At 49.1% G+C, this 26,818-nt stretch carries 41 protein-coding genes and 1 tRNA gene; 12 read left to right on the top strand and 30 right to left on the bottom strand.

All coding sequences use genetic code 11. The annotated features are described in order from the left end of the window. Positions 1-386 precede the first annotated feature (386 nt). Positions 387-2,672: a 1,4-alpha-glucan branching enzyme gene (glgB, locus tag NDI52_RS30890; protein WP_190770008.1), complete on the bottom strand. Its 2,286-nt coding sequence runs from the start codon at positions 2,670-2,672 to the stop codon at positions 387-389. 344 nt (positions 2,673-3,016) lie between these two features. On the opposite strand from glgB, the gene NDI52_RS30895 reads away from it, so the two are divergent. Both NDI52_RS30895 and NDI52_RS30900 read left to right on the top strand, forming a co-directional pair. Continuing rightward, positions 3,017-3,088: transfer RNA gene (locus NDI52_RS30895), tRNA-Val, on the top strand. 285 nt (positions 3,089-3,373) lie between these two features. After that, positions 3,374-4,345 (top strand): tyrosine-type recombinase/integrase, encoded by a 972-nt coding sequence (locus tag NDI52_RS30900; RefSeq protein ID WP_347280181.1) that lies wholly within the window; start codon positions 3,374-3,376, stop codon positions 4,343-4,345. Between the two features lie 152 nt (positions 4,346-4,497). Here NDI52_RS30900 and NDI52_RS30905 read toward each other — a convergent pair whose 3' ends face one another. The 9 genes from NDI52_RS30905 to NDI52_RS30945 form a co-directional block, all read right to left on the bottom strand. Further along, on the bottom strand, positions 4,498-4,863 hold the full coding sequence (locus tag NDI52_RS30905; RefSeq protein ID WP_190770010.1) for a helix-turn-helix domain-containing protein: 366 nt from the start codon (positions 4,861-4,863) through the stop codon (positions 4,498-4,500). A gap of 47 nt (positions 4,864-4,910) precedes the next feature. Then, positions 4,911-5,126, bottom strand: a complete 216-nt coding sequence (locus NDI52_RS30910; protein ID WP_190770011.1) for a hypothetical protein — start codon at positions 5,124-5,126, stop codon at positions 4,911-4,913. A 92-nt stretch (positions 5,127-5,218) separates the two neighbouring features. Further along, complete coding sequence (locus tag NDI52_RS30915) at positions 5,219-5,518, bottom strand: hypothetical protein (RefSeq protein WP_190770012.1); 300 nt, start codon at positions 5,516-5,518, stop codon at positions 5,219-5,221. Then, positions 5,515-8,469 (bottom strand): Dam family site-specific DNA-(adenine-N6)-methyltransferase, encoded by a 2,955-nt coding sequence (locus tag NDI52_RS30920; protein ID WP_190770013.1) that lies wholly within the window; start codon positions 8,467-8,469, stop codon positions 5,515-5,517. Before NDI52_RS30920 ends, NDI52_RS30915 begins: the two co-directional genes overlap by 4 nt. Continuing rightward, positions 8,466-8,987 (bottom strand): hypothetical protein, encoded by a 522-nt coding sequence (locus tag NDI52_RS30925; RefSeq protein ID WP_190770014.1) that lies wholly within the window; start codon positions 8,985-8,987, stop codon positions 8,466-8,468. The genes NDI52_RS30920 and NDI52_RS30925 overlap by 4 nt, the downstream gene beginning before the upstream one ends. Next, positions 8,984-9,241, bottom strand: coding sequence for a hypothetical protein (locus tag NDI52_RS30930; RefSeq protein ID WP_190770015.1), 258 nt, complete (start codon positions 9,239-9,241; stop codon positions 8,984-8,986). Before NDI52_RS30930 ends, NDI52_RS30925 begins: the two co-directional genes overlap by 4 nt. Next, the gene (locus NDI52_RS30935; RefSeq protein ID WP_348256976.1) at positions 9,234-10,340 is read right to left on the bottom strand and encodes a hypothetical protein; all 1,107 of its coding nucleotides are present in this window, start codon (positions 10,338-10,340) and stop codon (positions 9,234-9,236) included. Before NDI52_RS30935 ends, NDI52_RS30930 begins: the two co-directional genes overlap by 8 nt. After that, entirely contained in the window at positions 10,337-10,903 is a 567-nt protein-coding gene (locus tag NDI52_RS30940; RefSeq protein ID WP_190770017.1) for a J domain-containing protein, read from the bottom strand. The genes NDI52_RS30935 and NDI52_RS30940 overlap by 4 nt, the downstream gene beginning before the upstream one ends. 298 nt (positions 10,904-11,201) lie before the next feature. Then, entirely contained in the window at positions 11,202-11,387 is a 186-nt protein-coding gene (locus NDI52_RS30945; RefSeq protein WP_190770018.1) for a hypothetical protein, read from the bottom strand. A 122-nt stretch (positions 11,388-11,509) separates the two neighbouring features. Here NDI52_RS30945 and NDI52_RS30950 point away from each other — a divergent pair, with 122 nt between their 5' ends. Beyond that, complete coding sequence (locus tag NDI52_RS30950; protein ID WP_190770019.1) at positions 11,510-12,184, top strand: hypothetical protein; 675 nt, start codon at positions 11,510-11,512, stop codon at positions 12,182-12,184. Here NDI52_RS30950 and NDI52_RS30955 read toward each other — a convergent pair. The 17 genes from NDI52_RS30955 to NDI52_RS31035 form a co-directional block, all read right to left on the bottom strand. Continuing rightward, positions 12,171-12,566 carry a hypothetical protein gene (locus NDI52_RS30955; protein WP_190770020.1) on the bottom strand — a complete coding sequence of 132 codons (396 nt, stop codon included), beginning with the start codon at positions 12,564-12,566 and terminating at the stop codon, positions 12,171-12,173. The two genes, NDI52_RS30950 and NDI52_RS30955, sit on opposite strands and share 14 nt — an antisense overlap. 1,193 nt (positions 12,567-13,759) lie before the next feature. After that, positions 13,760-13,948: a hypothetical protein gene (locus tag NDI52_RS30960; RefSeq protein WP_190770021.1), complete on the bottom strand. Its 189-nt coding sequence runs from the start codon at positions 13,946-13,948 to the stop codon at positions 13,760-13,762. Continuing rightward, complete coding sequence (locus NDI52_RS30965) at positions 13,945-14,073, bottom strand: hypothetical protein (RefSeq protein ID WP_277874824.1); 129 nt, start codon at positions 14,071-14,073, stop codon at positions 13,945-13,947. The genes NDI52_RS30960 and NDI52_RS30965 overlap by 4 nt, the downstream gene beginning before the upstream one ends. Before the next feature lie 155 nt (positions 14,074-14,228). Beyond that, positions 14,229-14,399 (bottom strand): hypothetical protein, encoded by a 171-nt coding sequence (locus NDI52_RS30970; protein ID WP_190770022.1) that lies wholly within the window; start codon positions 14,397-14,399, stop codon positions 14,229-14,231. Positions 14,400-14,402: 3 nt separating this feature from the next. Next, the gene (locus NDI52_RS30975; RefSeq protein ID WP_190770023.1) at positions 14,403-14,627 is read right to left on the bottom strand and encodes a hypothetical protein; all 225 of its coding nucleotides are present in this window, start codon (positions 14,625-14,627) and stop codon (positions 14,403-14,405) included. A 117-nt stretch (positions 14,628-14,744) separates the two neighbouring features. Then, positions 14,745-15,008 (bottom strand): transposase, encoded by a 264-nt coding sequence (locus NDI52_RS30980; RefSeq protein WP_242045866.1) that lies wholly within the window; start codon positions 15,006-15,008, stop codon positions 14,745-14,747. A 45-nt stretch (positions 15,009-15,053) separates the two neighbouring features. Next, positions 15,054-15,674, bottom strand: a complete 621-nt coding sequence (locus NDI52_RS30985) for an IS630 family transposase (protein ID WP_242045867.1) — start codon at positions 15,672-15,674, stop codon at positions 15,054-15,056. 129 nt (positions 15,675-15,803) lie between these two features. Further along, entirely contained in the window at positions 15,804-16,067 is a 264-nt protein-coding gene (locus tag NDI52_RS30990; RefSeq protein ID WP_190770025.1) for a hypothetical protein, read from the bottom strand. Next, the gene (locus NDI52_RS30995; protein ID WP_190770026.1) at positions 16,060-16,239 is read right to left on the bottom strand and encodes a hypothetical protein; all 180 of its coding nucleotides are present in this window, start codon (positions 16,237-16,239) and stop codon (positions 16,060-16,062) included. Before NDI52_RS30995 ends, NDI52_RS30990 begins: the two co-directional genes overlap by 8 nt. Before the next feature lie 58 nt (positions 16,240-16,297). Next, positions 16,298-16,432, bottom strand: a complete 135-nt coding sequence (locus NDI52_RS31000; protein ID WP_190770027.1) for a DUF4326 domain-containing protein — start codon at positions 16,430-16,432, stop codon at positions 16,298-16,300. Positions 16,433-16,533: 101 nt separating this feature from the next. Further along, the gene (locus tag NDI52_RS31005; RefSeq protein ID WP_190770028.1) at positions 16,534-16,680 is read right to left on the bottom strand and encodes a DUF4326 domain-containing protein; all 147 of its coding nucleotides are present in this window, start codon (positions 16,678-16,680) and stop codon (positions 16,534-16,536) included. Further along, a complete protein-coding gene (locus tag NDI52_RS31010) occupies positions 16,677-17,213 on the bottom strand; it encodes an HAD-IIIA family hydrolase (protein WP_190770029.1) in 537 nt (178 codons plus the stop codon). The genes NDI52_RS31005 and NDI52_RS31010 overlap by 4 nt, the downstream gene beginning before the upstream one ends. After that, on the bottom strand, positions 17,210-17,527 hold the full coding sequence (locus tag NDI52_RS31015; RefSeq protein ID WP_190770030.1) for a hypothetical protein: 318 nt from the start codon (positions 17,525-17,527) through the stop codon (positions 17,210-17,212). Before NDI52_RS31015 ends, NDI52_RS31010 begins: the two co-directional genes overlap by 4 nt. Continuing rightward, the gene (locus tag NDI52_RS31020; RefSeq protein ID WP_190770031.1) at positions 17,520-17,894 is read right to left on the bottom strand and encodes a DUF4326 domain-containing protein; all 375 of its coding nucleotides are present in this window, start codon (positions 17,892-17,894) and stop codon (positions 17,520-17,522) included. The genes NDI52_RS31015 and NDI52_RS31020 overlap by 8 nt, the downstream gene beginning before the upstream one ends. Continuing rightward, positions 17,891-18,427 carry an HAD hydrolase-like protein gene (locus NDI52_RS31025; RefSeq protein ID WP_190770032.1) on the bottom strand — a complete coding sequence of 179 codons (537 nt, stop codon included), beginning with the start codon at positions 18,425-18,427 and terminating at the stop codon, positions 17,891-17,893. Before NDI52_RS31025 ends, NDI52_RS31020 begins: the two co-directional genes overlap by 4 nt. Then, positions 18,424-18,705, bottom strand: coding sequence for a hypothetical protein (locus NDI52_RS31030; RefSeq protein ID WP_190770033.1), 282 nt, complete (start codon positions 18,703-18,705; stop codon positions 18,424-18,426). Before NDI52_RS31030 ends, NDI52_RS31025 begins: the two co-directional genes overlap by 4 nt. After that, positions 18,702-18,950, bottom strand: coding sequence for a hypothetical protein (locus tag NDI52_RS31035; RefSeq protein ID WP_190770034.1), 249 nt, complete (start codon positions 18,948-18,950; stop codon positions 18,702-18,704). The genes NDI52_RS31030 and NDI52_RS31035 overlap by 4 nt, the downstream gene beginning before the upstream one ends. Positions 18,951-19,127: 177 nt before the next feature. On the opposite strand from NDI52_RS31035, the gene NDI52_RS31040 reads away from it, so the two are divergent. The 9 genes from NDI52_RS31040 (at position 19,128) to NDI52_RS31080 (ending at position 22,816) form a co-directional block, all read left to right on the top strand. After that, a complete protein-coding gene (locus tag NDI52_RS31040) occupies positions 19,128-19,271 on the top strand; it encodes a hypothetical protein (RefSeq protein WP_190770035.1) in 144 nt (47 codons plus the stop codon). A gap of 133 nt (positions 19,272-19,404) precedes the next feature. After that, complete coding sequence (locus NDI52_RS31045; RefSeq protein WP_190770036.1) at positions 19,405-19,647, top strand: hypothetical protein; 243 nt, start codon at positions 19,405-19,407, stop codon at positions 19,645-19,647. Between the two features lie 62 nt (positions 19,648-19,709). Next, on the top strand, positions 19,710-19,895 hold the full coding sequence (locus NDI52_RS31050) for a hypothetical protein (protein WP_190770037.1): 186 nt from the start codon (positions 19,710-19,712) through the stop codon (positions 19,893-19,895). Between the two features lie 55 nt (positions 19,896-19,950). Next, complete coding sequence (locus NDI52_RS31055) at positions 19,951-20,271, top strand: hypothetical protein (protein ID WP_190770038.1); 321 nt, start codon at positions 19,951-19,953, stop codon at positions 20,269-20,271. Continuing rightward, positions 20,258-20,608, top strand: coding sequence for a hypothetical protein (locus tag NDI52_RS31060; protein WP_190770039.1), 351 nt, complete (start codon positions 20,258-20,260; stop codon positions 20,606-20,608). The genes NDI52_RS31055 and NDI52_RS31060 overlap by 14 nt, the downstream gene beginning before the upstream one ends. A 67-nt stretch (positions 20,609-20,675) precedes the next feature. After that, positions 20,676-20,870, top strand: coding sequence for a hypothetical protein (locus NDI52_RS31065; RefSeq protein WP_190770040.1), 195 nt, complete (start codon positions 20,676-20,678; stop codon positions 20,868-20,870). 44 nt (positions 20,871-20,914) lie between these two features. After that, complete coding sequence (locus NDI52_RS31070) at positions 20,915-21,265, top strand: hypothetical protein (RefSeq protein ID WP_348256977.1); 351 nt, start codon at positions 20,915-20,917, stop codon at positions 21,263-21,265. A gap of 78 nt (positions 21,266-21,343) precedes the next feature. Continuing rightward, entirely contained in the window at positions 21,344-21,877 is a 534-nt protein-coding gene (locus NDI52_RS31075) for a hypothetical protein (RefSeq protein WP_190770042.1), read from the top strand. A 60-nt stretch (positions 21,878-21,937) separates the two neighbouring features. Next, on the top strand, positions 21,938-22,816 hold the full coding sequence (locus tag NDI52_RS31080) for a hypothetical protein (RefSeq protein WP_190770043.1): 879 nt from the start codon (positions 21,938-21,940) through the stop codon (positions 22,814-22,816). 257 nt (positions 22,817-23,073) lie between these two features. On the opposite strand, the gene NDI52_RS31085 is transcribed toward NDI52_RS31080, so the two are convergent. The 3 genes from NDI52_RS31085 to NDI52_RS31095 all read right to left on the bottom strand — a co-directional run bounded on the left by NDI52_RS31085 (position 23,074) and on the right by NDI52_RS31095 (position 26,736). After that, on the bottom strand, positions 23,074-24,933 hold the full coding sequence (locus tag NDI52_RS31085; protein ID WP_190770044.1) for an AAA family ATPase: 1,860 nt from the start codon (positions 24,931-24,933) through the stop codon (positions 23,074-23,076). 75 nt (positions 24,934-25,008) lie between these two features. Then, positions 25,009-25,218, bottom strand: coding sequence for a hypothetical protein (locus NDI52_RS31090; protein ID WP_190770045.1), 210 nt, complete (start codon positions 25,216-25,218; stop codon positions 25,009-25,011). A 159-nt stretch (positions 25,219-25,377) separates the two neighbouring features. Continuing rightward, positions 25,378-26,736: a hypothetical protein gene (locus tag NDI52_RS31095; protein ID WP_348256978.1), complete on the bottom strand. Its 1,359-nt coding sequence runs from the start codon at positions 26,734-26,736 to the stop codon at positions 25,378-25,380. Between the last annotated feature and the right edge of the window lie 82 nt (positions 26,737-26,818).

The raw sequence follows: 26,818 nt of genomic DNA on the forward strand, positions 1-26,818 counted from the left end.
CTCTAACTGCTCCAGGCTCTCCGTCACCGTGACTTGAAAAGGACGTCCTGTCATCGCCCATCACCTCAAAGAGGACTCTTCTAGTTTGGCGCAGCTTCATATTTGTTTGGTATTAGGGGTACGAATCGAGTTCCTCAGCTTCCTTGTGGCGCAGAGATGTCAGGACTTAGACATTTTTGTGAGTGCTGTGCGAAGCACAGCACTCACAAAAATGTCTAAGTCCTGATGTACTGAAATAAGAGATTACAACTTCCCACTGATGAGTAGAACTATGGAATGGAATGCGGAATTATGGTTCCGGATCCCATTTCATAGCTCTACTCATCAACGCTAACCCCTTTGTTGCCATTTGATAACGACAACAAAGGAGCCTTAGGTTTCAAACGTTATTTTTTACGAGCTTCTTCTGTCTTTTCGCGATCGAGCTTTAGCACCAGCACACCCAAGGGAGGCAGACACAGATCTACAGAATAGGGACGGTTATGGAATGACCACTCATCAGCCCACTTACCACCCAGATTGCCCAGATTGCTACCGCCATACTCACGGGCATCACTGTTAAACACTTCCGAGTAGAAACCCCAATCGGGAACACCTACCCGGTAGTGGGCGTGTGGTTGAGGTGTAAAGTTACAAACTACCACCACATAGTCCTCCGTGTCCTTCGCCTTACGGATATAAGACACAACGCTGTGACGATTGTCATTGCAATCAATCCACTCAAACCCATCTGGCGTAAAGTCCTGCTCATACAGAGCCGGCTGATCCTGATACATGCGGTTCAAGCGACCCATGAAGTGCTTCAACTTCTCGTGCGGTTCATGTTGCAGCAAGTGCCATTCCAGGTCACCCCAGACGTTCCATTCACTCCACTGCCCTATCTCGTTGCTCATGAACAAGGTCTTCTTACCGGGGTGGGTGTACATGAACGTGTAGAGACAGCGTAAGTTCGCAAACTTCTGCCACTCATCCCCCGGCATCTTACCGATCATCGGGCTCTTACCATGCACGATCTCGTCATGCGAGTACACAAGCATGTAGTTCTCGTTAAAGGCATACATGATGCCAAAGGTAATGTTGTTCTGGTGGAACTGCCGGAACCACGGATCCATATGGAAGTAGTCCAGAGTGTCGTGCATCCACCCCATATTCCACTTCAGATTAAAGCCAAGCCCACCCAGATAAGTCGGCCAGGAGACCATTGGCCAGGAGGTCGATTCCTCAGCAATGGAGAGAATCCCTGGGAAGTAGCTAAAGATGACGTGGTTCACCTGACGCAAGAATTCCGCGGCTTCCAGGTGTTCACGGCCCCCATACTGGTTGGGTGCCCACTCCCCCGGTTCCCGACAGTAATCCAGGTAGATCATTGATGCAACGGCATCCACCCGAATTCCATCAATGTGATACTTATCCATCCAGAACAGGGCATTCGCCATCAGGAAGTTGCGCACCTCATGGCGAGCATAGTTAAAGACCAGGGTGCCCCATCCCTTGTGCTCCCCTCTGCGGGTGTCGGCATACTCATACAGGTGTGTGCCGTCAAAGAACGCCAGCCCATGCCCATCCTTCGGGAAGTGCCCAGGAACCCAGTCCAAAATTACCCCAATGCCGTTCTGGTGGCATTGGTCTACAAAGTACATAAAGTCTTGGGGCGTACCGTAACGGGAAGTTACCGCGTAGTAGCCTGTCACCTGATACCCCCAGGAGCCATCAAAAGGATGCTCCGCTACAGGCATGACTTCGATATGAGTAAAGCCAAGCTCTTTAACATAGGCGATCAGTTTATCGGCCATCTCCCGGTAGTTGAGAAACCGGGCTCCTGGCTTCAGATCTGCCACAATAACAGGTTCTGTCACGGTCCCATCGGGATAGACATAAGGATCGGCAGCAGAACCATGTAACCAGGAACCTAGATGCACCTCATACACTGAAACGGGGTTCGCTAATGGGTCTTTATGGCGACGCTGCTCCATCCAATCCTGGTCATTCCAGGTGTAGGTACTGAGATCAGCTACGACAGAAGCAGTTTTTGGCCGCACCTCCTGCTGGAACCCATAGGGGTCAGTCTTCTCGTAAATGTGGCCGTCGTAGTTCTTAATTTCAAACTTATAGGAAGTTCCCACCTTTAATTCAGGGATGAACAATTCCCAAATACCATTTCCAGTACGACGCATCTGGTGCTTACGGCCATCCCACCAGTTGAAATCTCCCAAGACCGATACGTTGCGGGCATTGGGAGCCCAGACCGCGAAGTAAACCCCTTGTACTCCATTGACTTCAGTAGGATGCGCTCCTAGCTTTTCATAAATCCGGTGGTGGTTACCCTCAGCAAATAGATGAATATCAAAGTCAGTTAATACAGGGGATCGATAAGCATAGGGATCATAGGTGACTCGCTCATGCTCCCCTTCTCGAATGCGGAGTTGATAGTTGCTCAGCTCAGGAATATCAATCTGGCATTCAAAGAAGTGGGGATGATGCAACGCCTGCATCGGGTACTCAGCCCGAGCTTCCGGTAACACCACAGATGCCGCACTGGCATCAGGCAGATAGGCCCTTACGCTCCAGACTGTCTTGTCGCCGTCCTGCACCGGGTGAGGTCCCAGAACTTCGAAGGGATCTTGATGCTGGTTCCAAACAATGCGGTTAACTTGATCTGGCGCGACAGTCATGGATATTGGATTCCTGATATATAAGAAGCATTCTATGAGCTGAACAAGCGATCGCGATCACCCAATGGTGCCATTATTTCTACGCCCATCGCTAGTTAAGGACTGCTTAGTCTATGCCTCACGAAAGAGGCTACGTTCACTGGATCGTAACTATCCAGGGCGATGGGGAGGACAATCGCATAACTCCTCAGAAGAAGGAGCGATCAGTTTAGGTATGAACATATGTTAACGACCTCCAACCATAAACACTATACAGACTCCTATGGATCTCTCCAATGGGTGAAACGGATTAAAAATCTACCTCTTTCTAAAAAACGACTCAAGCTGCTATTATTGGAGACCGCGGGCGATTAGCACAGTGGTAGCGCACTTCCTTCACACGGAAGGGGTCACTGGTTCGAATCCAGTATCGCCCATTCTCTCAGACCCTAGCAAATTCAAGCTTAAAGCCCCCTCACAGAGCTGCTTTTGAGCGATCGCCATTCTCAATAGCAAGACCCCTTCCTAGGGCGATCGAGGGTCAATTGGGGTAAATCGGGGTGTAATCTGTGATCACTTCAGCACACACACAAATGCCCCGTAGATCAACCGGAAACGTAAGTATACAAGTGCTTCGAGACAGGCTCAGGCTTGTCTGGAGTCATGGCGGCAAACGCTACTTTATATATTTAGGTCTAGCTGATGACCCAATTGGGCGGCGAATGGCTGAGAGCAAAGCCCGGATCATTGAAGCAGATATGATGACAGGCAACTTTGACCCAACTCTCAAGAAGTACAAGGAGGAGTACAAAGTTGCCGATCGCATCACTGTGGTAGACCTGTTTGCCAAGTTCATGGCTTGGAAGGAGAAGCGGCTTTACGCACGGACGATGGACAAGTACAAAGCTTGCCATCGCCACATCAGGCAATTTTTTGCCACACGGGCTGCAGTCTCTATTGGGGAGAAGGACGTAGAGAAGTTCCGGCGTGAATACTTGGTGAGCCAGCAGCCGGATACCGTCAAAACTTATATTGGTTACCTAAAAGCCTGCTGGCAGTGGGCAATCGTTCAAGATATCCTCACCGAGAATCCCTGGTCTGAAGTGGTGGTAAAGGTTCCCCCCAAGCAAAAACCCCAACCCTTGTACCGAGATGAGGTGGTGAAGGTGATGGAGGCTTTTCGGCGGCATCGCTATTACGGATACTATGCCGATTTCGTTGAGTTTCTGTTGGGAACGGGAATGAGGATTGGGGAGGCAATCGGCCTCAGGTGGTGCCATGTATCAGAGGACTGCAAGCGGGTTTGGATTGGTGAAGTCATCTCCAGGGGTGGAATAAGAAAGGAGACTAAAACTAACCGAGACAGAACATTGGTCATGACATCTAGGCTGCAAGCTCTGCTGCAACGTCGCAAAGCAGAAGCAAAGGGAGAGTTGGTGTTTCCTGCGCCTAAAGGTGGACCCTTGGATGACCACAACTTTAGAAATAGAGCCTGGAGAGCTGTGCTGGCATCGGCGGGTATTCCATATCGGAAGCCCTATATTACTCGTTCAACGATGATCAGTCATGCTCTGGCTCAGGGTATTAATCCGGTGGAGGTTGCTGAGCTGACCGGCCACGAGGTTGAGATTCTTTATAAGAATTACGCAGGTTTCATTGATGCGACGCCGAAGCTTCCGGAGTTGTGGGAGTAGTGGGGCGATCACTTTCAACAACTTGGACACATCAACAACATATTCATATAGGACAGCATAATAAAACTCACTTTCTTCTTGAAACTTGTGAATCTTTCGGGGCAATTCTATACGAGCTTCTAATTTGGAAGCCAAATTTTCAAGCGGATGCCTCACCCCGCCTTCCTGCATGCTGTGCGTAAGTTCTGATTGCACAGCCGTTTGCTATTCCAGACCGCGATCGCCCGCTCATGGGCTTGGGGATTGCTGCGGTTCTCAAGCCAGTCTTTGACCATCTCGGGATTATAGCGACACTCCCCACCGAGCAGGCGGAAGTAATGGATGCCCTCCGTCCACTCCTTCCGATAATCCTTCAGTGTGTCGGGGTGGACTCCGAGCCATTTGGCTGCCTCGAGCTTAGTCCAGGGGCGACCGTCCATGCGGGTATCGCGATCCTTAAGGATGTCGTCCAGTTGGCGGCTCAAGTCAAGCAACATTTCCTGGGTTCGAGCAATCATCTGTTCGGTGGTTTCAGCCATGCTTCCCAATAGTTCAGTGACAACTAAGTGACGATTTCAGAAATAAATTAACCAACAGCGATCGATTGCTCTTGTTGAAGCTGAGCTGTCACTTCATGCAGTTCGATTAGCTGATCTAGGAGATTGACTCGGTGGAAAGAAACACCACCTGTTTGGCTGATTAGAATTTGCTCGTAACCGATGCTTCTGGCACAATTTGCGATCGCTTGGATGGCATCGTGGATTTCGGATAGGGTTGGAGGTATTGACGCGGTTGTAATCATCAAGAGAGATCTCCTTAATCAGTTTCTTGAGAACGTAATTGAAACAGTTGAAAATTTTTCCAGTGGAATGAAGCTGGAGAAGGCGATCGCAATCATCCAGCGAGGTAGCAGGGGAAAATGGAATTGCAAGCAATAAGCCAAATTATTCGGACTTCTCCTAAAACATCCATCATGGGTACGTTTTGGTGAATTGCTACCTGAGTAATTTCCAATGGTGCTTCCAGCAACCCTCCCTGGGGACAGAAGGATATGGGACCAATCGCGTAAGGTGTAGTCGTCAAGATGGAGTAGTGATGGCAGTGCCACTGAAGGTCGCTACCCTGCCGGTAAAAAGTGTGATGGTGGCCTAGAAGCATATATTCCAGGTATCCAATTCGTCCTCGTAATGTCATTGGATGTGAGCCTCCAGTTTTTCAATGAGTCTTGTTAGCCGGTTGTATTCTTTGCGGCGTTGGTATGCCGCAATCGCGGCCTTATGCTCGGCACCACCCTCTTTGCCGATGTAGCTGCTTTTAATCAAAGCTTCAGCGTTGCCCTTGGAACGGGCTGGAGTGAACATGGGTTTACTCGATCGCCACCATGCCTGACGAAACTCTTTACCTTTCACCTTGCCTGTTTCGAGCCATGCACCTTGGGGAGCCAGTTCACCATCACGGAAAAGTGCATCACGCTTCATTTCCAGTTGGGCGAGTTCATCATGTAAGCTTTCGGCCCAGTCATTTTCGGAAACTGGTTTTAAGGGACCATCGCCAAAATCAGCAACCGAAACTTTTGGCTGTTCCAAAACGGAAATCTCCGTTTTGGAAACTGCATTAATGTCCACCTCAAACCCAAGTTTCTGGCAAACGCTCTCAGCGTACTTTCTACGCTGCTTGAATCTTGCCTTCGCAGTTTTAGAACTGATTTCTTGTTCTAGGGGAGAGGGCAGCTTGACCGCAATCATCTCGGCTGCATCGGTGCGATCGCCGTTGCAGCTGATTGACCGCTTAGCCTGCACTATTTGCACCTCAAACCCAAGTCCTCGGTAAAGCTCCAAAATTCGGGGGGTGGCTGCATTGCTGGCGACCACAGGGCAGGGTAGCTCTGCCAAGGCACGGGCCAGGGCAACTTGCTCAGGCCAGGGGAAACCGCCACTGGTATAAGACACGAACCCATTGCCCTCGGCACGGTATTCCTCCCCCAGCAGAGGCAACTGCTCGGGGCCGTCAAACTTGTCATAGGGGCAATCGGAATAAACAAAGCTATCAGCCGTTGCCAGTTTGAGAGTTTCCCTCCAGTCCTGACAGATAAACTGCCAGGACTTGGAAATGTTCTGATAAGGTTTCAGATCCTTGGGGTAGGTTAGGGTTTTGTGCTTGCCAAATGGCACATTAAAACCGCCACTCCGATTGAATCTGACCAAGCCATTGAACCCAGTCTTGACCAGGTAGAGAAACTGCTGTGCCGCGTCGGGAGTGTTGATGTTGCCATCGGCGATCGCAGCATTGAAACTATCCCGGATTGCCTCATAACATTCCCGCTCATTCCTCATGCTGAGGGTGATGGGTAAACCATCACACTGCACTTGCTGCCACAGATTGATGATGTGGGGGTTTGCATCCCCTAGAACCGCTTTCTCCGCTCGCAGTCCCAGGGCAACGTTACCCGCCCCGCAGAATGGCTCAATTAACGTGCGTGACGCGCACGAAAAATTTGCCCACACCCGATCTAGCACCTGCCAAATCCGAGCCTGACGCGATCGCCGTTTTCCACCTGGCCATTTGATAAAGCTTTCTGCAACCTCAGCCCTAGCTTTGTTTGCATCAAACCGCTCCTTCACTCCCTTCAAACTGCTTACTAGATCCCGATTAATAACTTTGGGAATGCTGGGGGCGATCGCTTCACTTTCCCCCAGAACCGGGGCAGGATTAGGAGCTTTAAACAGTTTCTCTTTGCGGGGTTTCTTAGCCTGCTTCTTAGCTTCCTCAGAGGGATAGACCGGATGGAGCCGACACTGAGAAACCTCTTTAACTTCGCCGCTATCAAACTCGACCAAAGCCCGCCCATAATCCAGTACTTCCTGCACCATGCCAGTGTTGGCCCGGTCCTCATGCCATACCCAATTGCCATACCAGAACTCGGCATAGCCTCGGGCTTTATTGCCGAGGTTGGGAATGGTGCCCAGCTCGCCGTCATCCTCCCACACCACATGGACGGTATTGCCCTCGACCCGCTGCACAATGGCCTGGTTCGTTGGGGTTGCATACCAGACGCGATCACCCGGTTGTGGTTCATCCTCAAACTGCCAGGTAAATTCAGGGCATTTGGGCGCTTTGCGCTGGCGGGGTTTCTGTTTCTTGTCACGCTTAGGGGGAGTTACAGTTTCACTCTCCCCTAGAACCGTTTCTGATTCGGTGGCTGCACTCAACCCAGCCAAAGCTGCCTCAATCTCAGCAATAGGATCTACTAGAGTTTCGTTGACAGTTGGAGTTACGTTGACAAGCTCTAATTGATGCACGGGAATAGGCCAGCGGCGATCGCCATCCAACTGAATTATCACCAATTCAGCTTTGGTAACCTCAACGACCTGAGTTTCTCGGTTCCAGATGTTGCGGTTGAGTTTGTGGATGGATTTTACACGGACGCGATCGCCCACATGGAACGGGCAACCGTTGACGCTGTTGCCAGAGCCGCTAGTATCAGGTGACTTTGAACGAGTTGGAGCAGGACCGCATACCCGAAGGTTTTCGATAACGGTTTGGGCTACTACTTGTTCCCCATCGATCTTTTTGTCCCAGAGTACTTTTGCTGACAAAGAGCGGAAGCCCATGCCTACTACTGGTTCATAGGTCAGCAGTTCACCATACCAGATCAGAGCAGGCATCTTGTGGGCTTCAGGCCATGCCGGGTTGTTGTTGTCCTCCTTCACCCGTTGCCCTGGCTTGATAGGAGCGTGTTCCCAGATGATGTCTGCGATCGCCTCCTCCATCTCTGCTTCAGTGCATTTGCCCTCGTATCCAAGGCGATGCCAGTTCAGGATTTGTTGTTGCCAATCTGGTTCTAGGGGAGATTCAGAAGGAATGGAAGGGGCGATCGCCTCAACCATTTTCCCTGGAACATCTCCAGCAGGGCTATCCCCTCTGCTGTCAGATACCAAAGTTTCATCCGCAACACTAAAGACGGTTTCCAGCACACCAGGTACATCCCCCGGAGTTCGTACACATAGCGGCGTATCAGGGGTAGTTCCACCCCCCACTGAATCGTTGCAATGTTCGAGCCAGGATTCTCCTAGGTGAACCGCAGAACCTGGGTGTAGCGATCGATCAAATATGACATGACTATCAGAAGTGACGACACTTTTCATGCGACCCCCCTTCGAGCCTGACGGACAGGGATGCTCAGGCGATCAATCTTCATGCCCAGTTCTAGAGGTGCCGAATCAAGAACAATTTTGGTGATGCCGTGAAAAGCCATTCTGGAATGACTGCCCATTACCACTACACTCCTACTGCGCATCTCGATATCAACAGCAGGAGACGGGGCATAGTTGACGATCGCAACATCCGGCAGAGTGCTGTGCTGATACTGAGGCAGGGTTTCTCCTAAAACCCTATTCACCAGAAATTGAAGGCGGAGCGGGGAGGGGTGGGTTGTCTCAACGTATTCGTGGGGCTTCCAGTTTAGGCTTAGCCCACACAAAGGCTGATTCGTGGAAGTTCCGTTAGGCATCTTTGGTGCCCAGAAACTTCCTGCACACCACTCGCGCAACAGGGCTAGCAGTTTCTGCTGCTCCCTCAAGCTGAGCCAGTTAGGGATGTGGCAACAACCCGGTCGAACCTGGGTTGTTTTGCGTTCAATTTGAATCAAACTTAGTTGGTTCATAGCAGTTCTGGCGACTCTTCAGAGTCGGGCTCGGATTTAGTTTTTTGTTTTTTTGGTGTGGGTTTCAATACATCTCGGATCTGTTGGTTAACCCACCAGCACTTGCACTTAGAGCAGTAGTCAGCATCCAGCCCCGGTGTTAAGCGGTGTTCGCAAATAATGTTGATCAGCTCCCCAAAAGAGTTAACAACTACGATTTCCTCAACCGCGTTGGGCAGCCCAAAATGATTACGCCAATGCTCGGGGTCACGCATGGCGATCGCTCCTCGACTGAAATCCCCACTCGGGATGGCGATCGCGCAACGCTTCAACTTCGGGAGTCATGCCAGCACGTACCAAACCTTTCAGCCTGGCTTGAATGAAGGCGTGATCGCTCTGCATAAATGCCCCCTGGCAAGCACCCTCTACCTGGAACATATCTACCCGTTCCTTGGGCTTAGGGGGCACAGTCTTCTTTTGGGGTTTACGGCCCTTCCGCAGGGCTGTAATGAACAATCCAGTAGGTTGCTTCGCCCATCCTTCCTCAATACCCTGACGAACGTATTCCAGGGCATTAGGAATGCGATCGCCGAATTTCCTTGCCGCTTCTTGGACGTCCTCATTCCAATCAATTTTCAATTCGACGGCGGCAGGCGGCGGGAAAAACTGGCCTTCTGCAACCCCTTGAACTGGAGAACAGGAGTGAGTTTCTAATGGTTGCTTCACCACCGACGTTGTTATGAATGGTTCGGATTGGTCGATCGGATTGGCGTTTTCCCTTTCCCCTAGAACCGCTTCCTCAGCTACTGCATCTTTGTTAGAGGAAGAGGAAGAGACTGAGTTAGTAGATGAGATCATGCGCGATCTTTCGCGCTTGAAAGACGATGTATCGTCCTTCAAAAACGTTCTATCGTCTTTCAAAGACGTTTTTTTGAAATTCCCACGCACCAAAGCCTTGAGCTTTTTTAGCTTCTCTAGATCAGCCAGATAATAGAACGTTCTGTTCTGCCCATTGCGGGGGTCTCTTCGACGATGAACTAACCCCAATTCAGTCAGCAGTTTGACCGCCTTTTGAATCACGTCCTTGCAGTGCTCACCATTTAATTCGTCATAGAGCGATTGCGGACTTGCTTCTATCAGCTCAAGTTGTTCAGACTCGATTTTCGATGGGCGCTGGCTACGAAAAATGGGAATCCAGAACCATGCTCGTTCTAGGGGGAGCTTGCAGGTCTCCAGTTTCCATAACGTGAAACGCTCGAAGATTTGGATTAGTTTTGCTGCACATCGCTGCACTGCTTTGGAAGCGCTGGCAGCGTGGGTGTGAATGATCGCCAAATAGTCACGATTCAGAATTGTTAGAGGAGCCGAACTCATGCTGTATGCTCCCCATCTGTTAGCTGAGCAACTGAATCTAGTAGGTAGAAGATCCAGTTATCAGAACCGAACTCCAGGTTGTGATACTTCTTCGCCCAGTCTTCCCGCACATCTCGATTGGGCGCGATCGCAAGCGACAGTTCCCGGTATGCCCGACAGCTCTCTGGGATGCCCTCATATAGGTAATTGAGAAACCATACTCGGCAGAGTTTAATAGCTGCCTGTTTGAATTCGAGGATGCAGGTAGAGAAGTGAAGCCTTAGGTAAAGCCGAGCATTGTGGGCCGTCCAGTATGCCTTTCTCCATCGGGTCTTAACTTCCTTCTTGAGTAATTGCTTTTTGATGTACTCAGCCCATTCCTTGCCACTGGCCTTGTTCTGATCCCGACCGAGAGCGATTAACTCCAGAAAGGCATAGGCCGAGTTAATTTCCTGGCAGACCTTAGTAGCGCGAGGATCAGGATGCCAACGAAGCATGGAGCGGCAATAAGCATCCTTGAGTTGAATGAGGCTAGTCAGCTCAGTTAATTCCAGGATGTTTAGGGCGTGTGTCAGGCTAAGCATTGCTACCCTCCTTCATGTGTGAAAGAGTATTGATTGAGGGGTAAGGATTGGGGCGCTGAGGCTGCTTATGGCTTTTAACGCAATTACCTTTGTTTAAACCCCTGTACCTTTTTAGAAGTACGCCATTTGCCGTAGCCAAAACATTTGTTTTATGCTCTGCTAAAGTAGCAAAAGCTTCAGCAACTGAAGTCATAATGAATTTGTCCTCTCTTTGGGGATGGAGCAGCGGGGGTACCTTGGCCGGGATACCGCTGCTTCTTGCTTTAAAAGGGGAGCCGTACTGGCCTTGCAGAAGCCGTCATGATGCGATCGCCTCGGGTTGTCTCTTGATTTCGGATTCCTGCTTTTTCCATTCGTTCCACCACCGATAGATAGTGTTGTGAGACACCTCTTCTGAGTAGCGGCGATGCAGTTCAGCAGGAGTCTCACCACGCACAAACCCAGCCATGACCTGAGGCTTCAGCTTTCGACTTGCAAGGCTCATTTGTGATTACCTAAATGTGAAGTTTGTGCAGTATAACGCATGCTGCATAGTGCGTGCAATATAAACTGCCTAAAAATATGCACCGTGTTGCATGATGAGGCAACTGACTTAGGTGTTGTGCCGTGGACTCAGAGCGATTTTATGACCCAGATGGACTGAAAGAAATTGCTCGGCTGATTGACGCTCACCTGGAAGACAGGCGGATTAGCCAGAATGAGTTTGCAAGTTTTGCTGGAGTTGCGTCTAACACGATTGGCGCTTTACGAAAACATCGCAAAAATCGACCAGGCGAAATGATAGGGTCAAAACCAGATCCAGACACCATCTTGGCAATTGCCCGCCAGCTTATAGAGCCTGCAACGGGGAAGCCTTTTGAACCCTGGGATTTAATATTATTGGCAACGGGAAGGTTACGGAGTCTTACTCAGACTACTGATCCTGAAAATATAGACAAAGAACCAGGATTTAGGAAAGCTAGCCTTGATACACAGAAAGTGGGCAAGGTTGCGGATGAAGTTGACACTAAGCCTTACGATTCTACAAAGAGGATTAAGGATCAAGGGAGTGTTAAAGTGGTCGCTCACAAAAACCGGAAAGCTGCTCGCATATTGCTAAAAGCATTGGGCGATCGCACCCTTGTTCAGGCATCAGAAGTTACAGGCATTCCAGAGGAAAGAATGCAAGATTTACTAGAGGGCTCAGAGCCTACCTTCAAAGAATATGGAAGGCTTACGCGATTATTTAAAGGAGACGGAGCAGCTGACTATTTAGAAGCATTTGGTTCTAATTTAGACTAATCCCTTTTTTCTCATAAGATTTGATCGCGCGTGGTGAATAGTAAGCCATTCGTTTGTCTTTTTCCCATACAGAAAAAGACCGCTCTGGCCCTTCAAAAAGTGCTGCCTTTATTAAGATCTGCTCTAAAAATGGCTCAACTTCTTCATAAGAGCCTTCAGGAATTGTTATTTTAATTCCCTCATTCTCAACAAATTGAACCAAGCTAAGATCCAGCAAGCTTTTTAGTTGTTCACTGGGGCGATCGCCCGCCAGCCAGGAGCGTAAAACTTTGGAAGCGTCGAATACCATGCGGAACTCTTCTGGATTGTTGCATTGGGTGGGAGTGATCGAGTGCAGGGGAACATAGGGAAACCAGGAAAGATTGATTTTAACTCCATCCAAGAGGAAGGAGCTGATCAACAGGGGCAGATGCTATGAGAAGAGGTAGAAGCAATAAATAAGGGGCCTCACTCATCGCCTCATTCTAGTGCAAATCTTCAATAAAATCCAATTTAAATCCTAAAAATCTCTTCATTATACGGTCGATAAAAAATTGTGTTAGCAGGATGATGTTTTATTGATTAATCTGACAGGAATATGGGCTGATTATTGTATTGCGATGCTTAGCTCGTCAACGGTGATTAATGTTATTAAATAATGCATTTAATGATTATCCTATTTAGTTGATTAATACCCTTCTGAATATTGCTGAACCTGGCCAGGCACAACGGTTCTCAAGCTTTGGAATTTTTTATAATGTTTGGTTTCAACCTCGAAAACTCTCTTCGTTTTACAGTTAATAGCGCCCTAAAACTAATAGAATTATGTCAATAATACAGAATTATATTGCTTAATCCAATAAGAATATAGGCTAAATATTGTATTGTAATGCTTAGCTCGTCAACGGTAATTGATGTTATTAGATAATGCACTTGATGATTATCTTGCTTAGTTAATAGCTAATATCCTTCTGAGTATTGCTATTCCTGGCTGAATACAACACCTCTTACGCTGTGAAGATTGTCTACTAATGCTGAATATATAGCTTAAAGCTACCCTGTCGAAGCCTGGATTTTGGTTAGTTTCTTTGGAATAGCCTTCATACTTAGTTAAAGGGCAATCCCTCGTAAATATTAATGCTATACTGCTTGTGCTGAATTTACTCTAGACGAAACAATCGGGCATAGAGAAGGCTTCTATTCCAAACCACCACTATGTCCTAGAGAAAATTTAGAGCCGCTTCTTCTTAACTTCAGGAATTCTAGGGGGAGTTGCGATCGCCATTGCCCCACTTAAAATAATTGGCCCTAACTTTTAATCCAATTGAATAAATCAAAATTTGGAGCCTGTTTTTGCAATTCAACAGTGGGTCATGTGACGATCGCTGCCTTTACTAAGTCATACCAATTTGACTAGAGTGTAGGGCAGATGGTTGTGGGGAAATGGCTCGCAGAGTCATTTCCCCACAACCATCTGCCTAATTTGAGCTTTAAGCTGGTATCACTACGATTGAGCCGTGATCAAACTGATTTCCATACAAAAGCCCCCTAGATTATCTGGGGGCTTTCTCTGTTCTAGGGGAGAGATGGCAATCGCTAAGACTCTCTTCGAACAAGGAAGTCAACCGTTGCCGCCTGACTTGCCACTAATTTAGACAGCTCAGAGACATTGGCAGATTGCTGCTGAGGCAACTGCACGTGGGCATTGATGCTATCTGTCTGCTTATCAATTGCCAGTAGAATGCGCTCTGCCAAGTTTTCTAGCCGGGTCAATCCCTCACTCACAACTCCAGCTGTTGGGTAACAGACTCCAAATTCTCGGCAACAGCGTCAAGCTTTGCCTGTGTACCCTGCTGCTGCTTTGCCAGCTGCTCCAATATGACTTCAATGCGGTCTAGTCGTTCTGTCATGGCGATTGTCTCATCTCAAGGCTCAGCGGTGGCTGAATTTAGACTAACGTTTATGGGGGGCACTGCCAACAGAAAGCCCCCATGCTGTGAGCTGGGGGCTTTCTGTTGAGAAGGACTATGGGGCTCTGAGATGGGCTAGTAGGGATGATCACCCTCTAACCTCTCCCAAGTACATAACCTGCTCCAAACCCACCCGTGGCAGCCACAAGAATGATGAGTATCTTCTCGGTCATCTCCTGATCTTCGCTCATCCCTGCATAGATAAGTAGAGCAGTAATGAGTAGAAACCCCACACCCATACTTAACCGCTTAGTTGTTTCAGTCATGGTCTACGGCTGAAGAAGCTCACTCTGTGGGTGGAAAAGCCACACATCACAAACACGCTTAGCGACTAAATCAAACCCTTCATACTCTTCTCCAATTCTGTCTTTCACCTCTGGAACTGTGGTTTCAGGATCAGTTCCAACAGAAATTAAAAGGTCTGCTCCTTCCTCTGCCCATATGAGGATAATCGCCCCACGGGGTGTATTTATTGTTATTAACCCGGCAATCATTGAGGGTGCATTCTAAGCAGCGTAAGCAATCGATGGATGCTTGAAATATCGCATCACGCGACTCGGCAACTTTTGAAGTTTCCGCAGGTGCGACAACACACGCTGCTGCAATTGCTGCTAGTTCCGCGTAGGCGGTTTCGAGTGTACTCCTTGCTTGACATCACAATTGAGATACTCCGCTGGATTCAACTGGGGTGAGTAGGGTGGCAGATACACCAACTCAATCGCCGCTCGATGTGCCTTTAACCATTGCTGCACAACTTGCGAGCGATACACCGGATGCCGGTCTACAATCCACACCAACTTCCGGTTTCGCTTGGCAATCAAACGCTCTAAAAACACAATGAATACTTGGGCGGTTAGTTTCCGAGTGTAGAGCATGAAACGAACTGTCCCCTAGTTGTCAATGCTGGCAATATAGTTGACTCACACCCTCTGGGTATTGAGTCGAATCTCAGGGGTATCTCCTTTGCGGGCATAACCTCGACCGACTTGAGAATGGGAGCGTAGCCCTGATTCATCTCCCCAAGCAATCTCTGCCCCTTGTCGCTTTGCCTTCTGCTCGAGGGTAGGATACCCCGTTTGCAACCATGCTTCAACCTCTTGAAGGTTTTGTTCATAGGCTCGCTTCAATGGCTTTTGGGGAGTCATTCCCCACCGCTTGAGATACTCTCCAACGGTACGAATCGGCATCACAACACCGCACAGTTGCTCAATTAAACACTCTACGGCTTGGCGCGTCCACAACGCACTGTCGATCCCCAACTTATTTGGGAAATGCGTTTGCATCTGCTGCTGCACCCCAGCTTCCTCAATGGCACTCAACGTGCGCCCGTCTCCCAGTTTGTGCCCTCGTGGCTGTTGTTCGAGCGCCGCATCTCCCACTTGCTGATACTGCTGCCACCACTCAGAGACCGTATTCCGATGCACGTCTAGATAAGCCACAACATCAACATTCCGCTTACCTTGCTGCTTGAGGCGAATTGCTTGTTGGTGTAGGTAATTCTGAGTGGACGGATTGAGCAGGCGAGCATCGGGTTTATTCATATCCTGATGCTAACAATTTCGCCTCTCCTCCTGCACCTTCTTACATTGCCGGGTTAATAAGTCTTCCCCTACTTCTAAATCAATCATCATCTTTCCATTACCTCCAATTTGAATCAACACTTGATAACTTCAGGCCTGGCGATCGCCCTCAATAAGCTGGCTCAGTGTTCGCTTACGACCCCACGGCACAATGTCACCTGGCTGTACTGCTTCCACACCTAATTTCTTGTACTGGTTCCACAGCAGCTCTTTCAGCTCATTTAGCAAGTCGCAGTAGTCAATATCGCCACTATCAAGGGCGCAATGCCATGCATAGTTGAGGATGTACAACTGATGCTGGCATGACTCTACTGACTCAGTCATGTTCAGCATTGGCACGTCTAACCTAGCCATGGCGATCGCCTCCCCTAAGACTTCCCTCAATCTCCTCTACAACTCCCCCCAGAATCTGCACAATAGAGTGCCGATACTCTGGCTTAAACTTCTCGCTGATACCGTGAGCCACAGGCAGCTCCACTGCATTCTTGTAGCCATAGTGGAGGCAGTAGGACTGCTCCAGGTTCAATAGGTCTGCTTGCGTCCACTAGGAGTGGCAGCGATCGCAGGCACGGTGGAATAGGAATTCAACTGATGGCTTTATGGCGATCGCCTCCCTTCCATTTCAAATACTTAGCAATCACATCGCAGTGACACTCCAACGGCGCACACCAGCAGAGTAGGGTTGGATCTGCTTCCCGCTCTAGGCTAGCCAGTGTCACCGTGAACAGGGCTCGGTCAGGAGCTGGCTACTTGGGAGCGATCGCCAGCTCCATTTCGGAGGCGATCGCCAACGCTGCTTCTTTTGGATCTTGGTCCTGCACTACTCGCCAAGATAACGGCGAAATGCTTCCACTACTGTGGTCCGCTCGGCTTCATTTCGCAGTTCAAAGGGATTTCCCAGTGCAGAGGCCCTATCACAGCGGATGCCTGCTCTGGTGGTGCGGAGGTTGGCAACAGTGATGGTCATGCTCCTGCCCTCCATTCATGTGCCCATTTAAATTCAACACCAGCCGCTAAGACAGCGCCGGAATCTTCAGAGCGATCGCCCACCATCAATACATCTATTAAGCCTTCACTTGATAAGCGGCAGAACTGCGAGATGAGATACATTAACATCCCCGGTTTTGGCTTGCGGAATGTGCCGTAATAATTCCGATATTTCTTGCCAAGATCTATAGGAGTGAAAACGCTGAAACGCCACACCTCATAACACTCAAACCCCTCAGCGTCTGGGCAAAGACATCCCCTTAGGATGTGTGGTGCTGTTAGGTGCAGGCAATAGCGCATTTCATAAACTGCCTTATCCAGCGTTTTATGCCTTGCGGCAACGCCTCCTTGATTGGAGACAATCGCCATCTTCCAGCCCTCCGAAGCGTAGTAATCGATTGCTTGCATTACCCCTGGCAGCAACTCTTGATCGTCCGGAGCTTGCACAAATCTTGCACCAGATTTCGGACGGACTAGAGTGCCGTCCTTATTCAAGATCAGGAGCTTGATCATGGGCGATCGCCCTCCACTGACGTTAATGGCTTTTGCTGAGCCGTGATAAAAAAGTAAGCCAACACTTTTTCATATCCCTCCCGAGCGCTAAGTGCATAACCCAGCCACAGGAAGGACTCAACATCATTCTTGAAGAACGTTCGCCATATTCCAACCAATGCCAAATCTGCGGGGCTTAGTTTACCGGATGGGTCGGAATATTCATCTAGCACTTCATAGATAGGGTTAGCGTTGCGGTCAGCTACCGCTTCTAGCACTCGGTTGGTAAACAACGCAGCAAAGTCTTTGTACTGCTCCGAGAGTTCTTCAATCATGGCGATCGCCCCCCTTCCACTCCAAATACTTAGCAATCACATCGCAGTGGCACTCTAACGGCGCACACCAGCAGAGCAGGGTTGGAGCTGCTTCCCGCTCCAGGCTGGACAGTGTTGCCATGAATAGGTTACGGTCAGGAGCCGGCCACTTGGAGGCAATAGCCAGATCCATTTCAGAGGCGATCGCCAAAGCTGATTCTTTCGGATTGTGACCACGAACAACCCGCCAGAGGTATCGGCGGAAGGCTTCCACCACAGCGGCCCGCTCGGCTTCTGTTCGTAGTTCAAAGGGATTCCCCAGGGCAGAAGCTCTGTCGCACCTAATACCTGCCCTAGTAGTGCGGAGATTGGCAACGGTGATGGTCATGCTCCTGCCCTCCACTTATCGGCCCACATAAACTCCACACCAGCTGCTAGGGCCGCGCCTTCGTCTTCTGGGCGGTCGCCCACGTACAACACATTCTGCGGAAGCATTCTTGGATCATGGACATCCATTGCTCTTACTAACATTCCACATTCAGGCTTTCGGAAATTTGGATAGGTTCTGCTCGATACCTGCGCCTCTATCCACAACCACTCTTCATCGCCAGTTTGAAGTCGCCAAATTTCATAATAAGTGCTGCCCTCCAAGTCTGGACACATGAAGCCATACTCAATTTTGGGAATTAAGTTCATGCAGTATTGCATCTCCTCAATCGCTTCCCTCAGCGTCTTGCGACCCACTGCAACTCCCCCCTGGTTGGAGGCGATCGCCATCTTCCAGCCATCCCAAGCGTAGCGGTCGATCGCCTCCTTCACTCCCGGTAACAGAACCTGGTCGCTGGGGGATTGAACGAATTTGGCCCCTGATTTCGGAGTCGTGATCGTACCATCCTTATCCAGGATGAGGAGCTTTGTCATTGGCGATCGCTCCTAGCTTCTCCTTCGTTGGCTGCTTGCCTCACGGCTAACTGCGCCCATCCACTGAAAATTTTTAGCCCTCTACGATGCTTCTGTACCAACATCACCCCTAATTGAGTGACAGGAATTTCAGCAAATTGTGGTTCACTTACCAGGAATGCTTTCGGCTCAAGGCCTGGAGCACATGGCTTATCAGCAACATGCTTTGTTGCTTGAGCAAACTCTTTCAGCGTTAATGCCATCAGTTCAGCAATGCGATCTGAATTGGAAATGGTCATTGGCGATCGCCTTCCTCTTCAATCACCCCCATCTCAAGCATGAGATGATCACGAGCTTCTTTTCCCAACGCGGCTAACCCTCGAACAACGCGCTCTAGCAGGTCTGAACGAGTCGTACTGTACTCGGCAACCATTGAATCAAGCAGGTCAGAAGCCGTGGGAGTCATTAGGAATTGCTTCTGCTTCTTAGTCTCGCCGTACTCTCCCGGCTTTGAGCGGTAATCCTTCGGCACTGCAACAACCATACATATACGCCTCTAATATCATCTTCTTTTAATAATAAGAACTCAACATCTTTACGTCAATATATATTGACATCAATATATGTGGATGCCATGCTTAAAACAGGAGAGGGCGATCGCCACCCTAGGAAAGTGCAAGCGATCGCCCTCAAATAAGACCCCTTATTAAGAGGCACTTCAATGTTAACTCAAGTTCTTCCCGCTCCTTCTGTTGATGTTCGTCCTGTGCGCCCAGTGCAAGTGGTTCGTTCCCGATCGCGCGGTCAACTCCCAGATCTTCGGTGTGCAGCATCGTCGCTCCTATTGCCGGTTGATGGCCTCTGAGGATCTCGATAGTCGTCGTGAGGGCAGCGATAATGTGTGCCGCCAGTTCGATGCTGTTGCTCCGTTCTAGTTGATCCAGTTCTAGGGGGCCGCGTGCCCCCACCTCCACTCACTACACATTAAGGATTTCCAGATGAGCAACGATTATGTCCGTAAGCAAATCCAGCGCCTCGACACGTTGAGTTTAATGAATAACCCCGCCGCTGTTGACGACTGCCTGTACCGAATTGCTTCCCACCTTGATCTGATTCTCCCTGGTGAGCAAGTGACAGATGCCAACCGAAGCGATTTCCTTGCCTGGGTAGAGCGCAACCGGGATGTGTACACACCTGACGATGGCACTGCTGCAGCCGTACTGGATAGCTTGCTGAGCTAATTCCCAATGGGGCGATTGCAATGGTCGCTCCATCACTCGACACATTTACAAGGATTACAATCATGTCTCAAGAACAGCTCGAAGCATTGCTTGACAAGCCTGCTGATGAATTGACCGCCGAAGAATGGCAGGCACTCAAAGCCTATGGCGCTGGTGCCCCGGAAACCGATTTTGAGCAGTGGGCCGAAAGTGCTGGTATCGAATGGGATGCCTTGGGTGAGGCGATCGCCCGTGTTCTGAGGGGTTGATGCATTGCAAAGGGGCATTTGATGCCCCTTCCATATCTTCATTTTGGTGTGACCTATGAATACCCAATCGTTGATCATTGAGCTACCCGCGCAAGTTCTACCGCCAACATTCCAGCTATTCGAAAGTGTTCGCGTGCTTCATCGCGATCGCCCTGCCACCATTATTTCCATGCGGTACATTAGCGCATTAACGGCCCTCAAGGAAGGCTTGGGGGAGTGGGGCTGGAGTTATGGCGTGTCTTATGTCTACGGCCTTTCTCCTGAGGATGCCCTCACAGCGCCAGAGGAAGAATTCGATCTCAGCGACAGCGACTTAAAAGCACTTGTCCCTACAACGTCCCCTAGAACCGAAGAGGTAAGCTATGCAGTTGACTGATTATCCCAATGCGATCGCTACTATCCAGCAAGAAATTCTCAACCTTTCCCGTCAGGCCCGTGAGCTGAAGGCGCAACTGTCGGAGCTGGATTCTGCCATCAAACATAAAGTAGCGTTTGACTCTGATCTGAAGAACGATCGTCAACGTGATGCCTGCATTGCCGAGTTCAGAAACTCTCCCAGCTATCGATCTTTGCAGGCAGATCTGGAGGTTATTCAAGACCAGCAGGCCCAGTACGAGATTGAGCTGGAACGGCTGCGTGGGCAGTTCACCGCAACGAAGCTGGAGATGCGCGAACGGACAGCTTTAGCAGAATTGCAGGTCGCTTTTAACTGACAGTTCTAGGGGGCTTCATGCCCCCTCAGTGCATCTCTGCAACAAACCTCTTAACCCCCACAGCCCCATGAAATTTGAAGCAGGAAAACACAAGACGGTCGAAATTTTGAACACGGGCGATCGCCCCCAAATTCTTCTCAGACAACGGCTTGGCCACGGTCATATTGAGGTGGTTAATATCGATGGCGTTGAGGATCTGGAGGCGGCGATCGAAGGACTGCAACAGGCCCGTGAAACACTGAAATCCCCCGGTCAGTTCTAGGGGAAGCGCACTTCCACAACCGCAAACTCTCACACCTGGAAATCATGACTACATATACGCAGGCGATCGAAAACTTAATAGGAATGATTGAGCGGATGTTCATGCCAGATGAGAACCTAATGAACGCTGCACAGACTATCAAACAATGTGTTGATGCTGAGGTTGGAGATCTGCAAGAAGCGCTCCTTAATCTTCAAGATGAGGCCAGCGAGTTACGCCGCATGAACAGAGTTTTGGTTAGCGATTTACACGACGCTGAGCGCGAAGTATTTGAGCTAAAAGATAAACTCTCAGACTTGGAGTATGAGGCCAGCCGTGAAGCTGTAGAACCTCAGCCCAGGCAACAAGCCCGCGAGGATCACACCATCTCTCACCTGCCCGTTTCATTCTGGTAATCCACGGCAATCGCCTTCCAGCCCTAGGGGGAGGCGATCGCAACCATCAAAAATTCCACAATTTTAAACGGAGTGAAAATGACTTACATCCCCGCCAAGTTACTAAAGGTTTTGCAATGGATTTCATTATCCGCGCACCGCAGGCTGAGCGGAACAAAGGTTCTGAAAAATATTCAGATTGGTAAAAATGTAGTGTCAGCGACCAATGGGGCGCTACTGCTCAACGTAGAGCTTCAAGGCCCTCTTGATAAAAACAATGAGATGCGATCGTTTTCTCCGGCAGCACTCAGCACCTGTATGTCTGATGAAGAGTATTACAAGCTGTACGACGAAGCGGAAGTTTTGCAAGGACAAGATCTGCGAGCTTCTATGGAAGGGAAGACAGGTGTTCGAGTATGTCTAGACGCGCAATTCCTGATGAAAGCTTGCGAGGCTGCAATCGCTATGGATGGTCGCATCCACCTTGAAGTTATTGACGGCGAAACAGGTGTCAAGTTCTGTTGTCAGCCCAATTCCGAGGATGACGGCTTTATGGTGACTGGGGTTTTGATGCCCATGATATCTCGAAAGGCCAGTCCGTGGGATTGGACAAAAAAATTGAAGTCGGACTGATCGCCATCTCGGTTCTAGGGGAGGCGATCGCACTCATCAAAAATTCCACAATTTCAGACCATGGAACTCGAAGAAGTTATGACCGGGCTCAAAGCCTGGTTTAGGCCAGAAGAACATAAGGAGCGAGATCTCCCGGGTGGGGGCCGCTGGTTCTATGTGCCCTGGCAGATCATCCGTGAACGGTTAGATGTCGTCTGTCCAGAATGGGAGGTTGAATACTCGACTCCTGTTTACATTGATAAGTTCTGCACCGTAACTTGCACCATCACCATTGCAGGCCGTAAGCGTCAAGGAGTGGGCAATGCTGAGCTTGAGCTACGTAGCAGAGAGGGCAAGGATATGGCACGGGGAACTCCTATTGAGCGGGCGATCGCCGATGCGTTCAAAACAGCAGCGGAAGCCTGGGGAGTTGCCCGTTATCTGGATGAGCAGACCGACCCTAAAACCAAAGCTGCATTCATCAAGTACATGAACAGCTCCGGTGATGGTCGAGCTTCTACCTACAACCTACAAAATGAGGGCAGTCTGCCACAGCGCGATCGCTCGGCCTACAACAAGCCAGTGCCGCCCAAGGGACCACCCAAATCTAAAAAGCCTGTCAGTGCTCCGTCTGCACAGCAACCCACCCCGCCAGCACCACAAGTAGACATGAAGGCTAATCAGCAACGTGCCGAAGCCCTATGTATGTTACTAGGATGCAAGGTGGAGGAATTAGGCAGCATTGCCACTAACACTCTGAACAAAGCGCTTCCCCTGCTGGATGAGTCAGAGTTTCGCCGGGTGCGATCGCTGGCTCTTATCCAATGGGGCGAGATGCAGCGGCCCGACATGGAAGTACGCAGACACTGGGGCGCTTTCTGGAGCCAGGAGATGACTTCAGTGGGTGATGCTGAGCTGTTCCATCAGTGGTGCGATTATCTCAACCAGCAGTTGGTGTAAGGGTGCGATCGCCCGTATTTGTTCTCTAGAACCCATTAGTGACATACAAGCGACCGAGGTTAAAACCAGATTTAGAAGCTAAAGTAGATCCTTTGCCGTCTCGGTCGCCACGCTGACGATGACCCAGTGAAGGTATTGGCTACAACATTGAAGGATGGCAACAGTAACCCGCTGGAAATATTTTTTGATTAGTACGATCGAGTTCAATAATAGTTTGGGTTCAGACAAAATCAAGCTTTACTCAAAGCCATGTTCTTTTACCTAGATACCAATCGCTCGTTTAGGAATTGTACAGGATCGCAATCTTGAGGTAAGTCAATAGGTAGCCCTGCGATATTAAGAATTTCAGATTTTAAACTGACTCTGAGTATAGTTTTTTTATCATCACCAATTTTTTCTAACTTTATGGTACCCGCATCTTCACCCAAAATTCTATTAACAGTATTTTGTAAATCATGATTGTTAGATGTAGCAAGTCGAACCATCGCAGGTGCGACGACTGACAGTATTAACTCTTTAATAGCTGCCACTTCATCAATCTCAGGAGACCGTGCAGCAAAACGAAGTACTTTAAGAATATCTTCATACTGTTGAGTAATCACACTTTGCTCAGATTCAATAATGGAAACAGCTTCTACTTCAGCATATTTTATTTTATCTGCTCTCCTTGATATATCTACAGGGGTATTTTGATAATAGTTCTCGATAGTTCCACGACGCAAAAAGAAGCAGCCAGCAGCTTCGAGTATATCTAACAAAGCTATAAGCCTATGGCGTAAGCCAATCCATTCACATGATAGAAGTGATGAGGCTTCAGGCTCTGACATTGCTAATAAAACAGCTACAGCAGAGCGTTTTTTACGTATTTCAATATTTTCTTCATTAACATCCACCCAGTATGAGTGTTCTTTGGCTTTGCTACTAATTTCATCCCATCTATTATCAATCAAATTAGCAAGTGCATCTTTTACTTGATGTACATAACGTATTAAACTTTCATGCCCTTGCCGTTGTACTAGTTCTTCAGCTTGAGGATCACCGCTAAAGATCGAGACTAAATTGTCTGAGTCAGTAAACCCATCCAGATCTGCCATTACTACAGGGCACTTACCTATCAGCTTCATCAACTTCGCAGCTCCAGGCATTGAATCTTTACTTAAAGTTGGTAAGACTTGGCTGCCAGCAGCACCTAAATATAAATTATATTTTTGTTCAAGAGCTTCAGCAATTAATGCATCACTTGGCCCTTCAACAAGTAAAGGATGAGATGTAAAAAATACATCTTTGTATGCACCAATTTGTGACACAAAAGCTTTAAGTTTACGATTTTTTAGAGTGTCATTGTCAGGGGAAATTTGTCGAGGTGATTCATTAGCATCAATCGTGAAAATAATATTTGAGATATCTTCTACCGTTCTGACACTGATCATGCTTGTGGAGTGTGTTGCAATAACAATAATTTTTTTGCAGGTTCCACTAGGATCACCCGAATAGGCTTTCATCTCTCGTAGTAGGAAAGCTTGAAGCTGAGGATGAAGAGACAACTCAGGTTCGTCAACTAAAAGAACGCCTATTTTTTCATCAAAAATAGAAGTCAAAATAGTTATGACATGAAGCAGTCCGCTTGCCTCCATTGACAAAGAATATGTCCCCTCCCCAATTCTATTGAAATCTATATTGAGGCCTTGCGCAGTCCACTGAAATTTAATGTCTCGTTTGAAGAGAGCTCTAAGTCTTTCACGGATCTTTACTTGTAAATCTGGCCTATTTTTCAAAGTATAAAAAGCAGAAGCGGCTGTCTCAATTTTGTATTCTCCACCCTCTAAAAGATCTAACCGTATTCCTTGAGGTACTCCTTCATAATACGGTTCAGAGCGATGGCGAGTATCAATTGCTCGATACACATCCAATGCAGCCAATCGTGCGCTAGATAAATATTTTACGTGACGGCTACCTGCATATTGGGGGAGGACACTTTTTAAGTGCCGTAGAATTTGAGACTTTCCCGATCCATTAGGACCTACGATTTGTGTTAATCCAGAGTACAGAGTAATTGATTGTGCTCGCCCTTGGAATAAATGTGGAGTAGTAAATTTAAGCTCTATGGGAAAAGGCATGAGAGTTGTCTTTAATCGCTTCCATCCCAAATCCTAGCTTACAGAAGATGTAGTAGGTAAGCATGGCGGTAACAATCAATGTAGATCCCAGTACAAGTAACGCTGTAGATAGGCTTTGGAGAGTTGGGACCAAGCGATTGTCCATACATTCCGGAGACCAGCTACAGCCTCCATTTGAGCAAAGGTTTTCTTGCCGCGATCGCTCAGACCACAGTAAAACCCCGCCAGGGCAATGAGCGGGGTTGTGAATAGGATGCTTCGACCGTGTTCAATTCCGCTTGCCATAGGTCATATGGATGAGGTGTGGATGAATACTGTGGATATGGGTGTGGACTGAGAGAGGTGTGGACTGTGGATGTGGATGAGTGCGGATGCTGTCCACGGCCTAATCCACTGGGTTCCACACCATCCACACCTATCCACAGTCCACAGTGAGGATGGGCCTTAAAAGCGGTATTTGAGGCGATCGCCCTCTCCATCCACAGCACCCAAACCCTGGCTTGCAAGTTGACGAAAGTAGCCTCGGATTACCTCCGTCGATACCTTGCCCTCCTTCAAACTGGGAATACCCGATCGCACTTCCCGAGCCGTCACCCAACGGTTTTGTCGATGGGCAAACTCGGCGATCGCCCTCAGTTCTAGGGGAAGCTTCACCAGTTGATCGTCTGGGGCTGTGGAAGCATTGGGGCTCGCCTCGTAAAGCCGCTCTAAAACCTCTGCGGTCATCTCAAAGGGATTAGCTGGTTCAGGCTGTTGCTGAGGCTCTACTGGGGCGGGAGCCGCAACCTGGGCCGGTGTTTTAGTGGCGATCGCTTCAATTGGGTATTGCTGCTGCAAAGTATCGAGGTACAGCCAGTCTGGAATTGTGATGGTCGTTTCGTTGTGCCCTGGTCGGCTGATCCTCACTTCAGCAGAGCGGGTCTGCTCACCCCAGGGTGTTTCCCCATATTGACGAGTGAGCTGGATTGCAGAACTATCCAGCAGCTCTCTCACTCCCTCAATGCCCGCAAAGCCACCAGACAAGGTTTTGGCATGGTTGATGAGGATTGGAGCAATGCCGTGTTTATCAGACTCGCTCAGGGCTGTTCTGACCAGGGATTGACCCAACCTCTTGTGCTCATTGGTGTATTGCGTCAGCTCATCAATCACCAAACTTTGGCGATCGCCGCCCATGGTGAAATTCTCGACCAGATCCGTGTAGAACTCTTGAATGCTTTCAAAGTTGCTCCCAGCGCCAACAACCCGACCATCAAAAATCTTCTCTCCATCAACGTGAGGTGTTACTGCAATGGTGGGCCATCCCATCAGGTAGCTACGCAGGTAAGCGATCGCCGATGCCAGAGAGCTTTTCCCAGTCTGCTGTGGACCACTAACCACCAACAGTTTGCACATCAATGCATAGCGCAGTTCAGGGCAATCCTTCACTAAGCGTTGCCAGAGCTGCCACTGCTGCCCGCTCCATTGCTCCGAAATGGGGGGTGCAGTAACGTCCACAGCTGTAACCACAGCATCCACAGTCTGTTGTGTCTGGGGTGTGGATGCTGTGGATGGAGACAGCAACGGATCAATCACGGGCGGCAACTGAGCCAGTACACGCCGCTGAGACTCATTCAGGTACCGCTCAATCCGTCCATTCTCGATATCATCAAACGCCTTCTCCCCCCGCTTAACCTTATCGACCATATACCAGCCACCCAACAGGCCCACGGCGATCGCCAATGGACCAGAGGCCAGTACAGAAAGGCAGTAACCCACACCCCCTAGGGTTGCTACTAGTGGGTCATCTGGCGTGAGTATTGCCATTTCAGGTGGAGCATTTCAGGCCACCAAGGACTGGGTTACAGCCCCAGACCCTCCTAATCGATGCTTAGGTCGTTTAGATCGC

It is taken from the genome of Leptolyngbya sp. PL-A3 (assembly GCF_039962325.1).
Lineage (GTDB): Bacteria > Cyanobacteriota > Cyanobacteriia > Elainellales > Elainellaceae > Vacuolonema.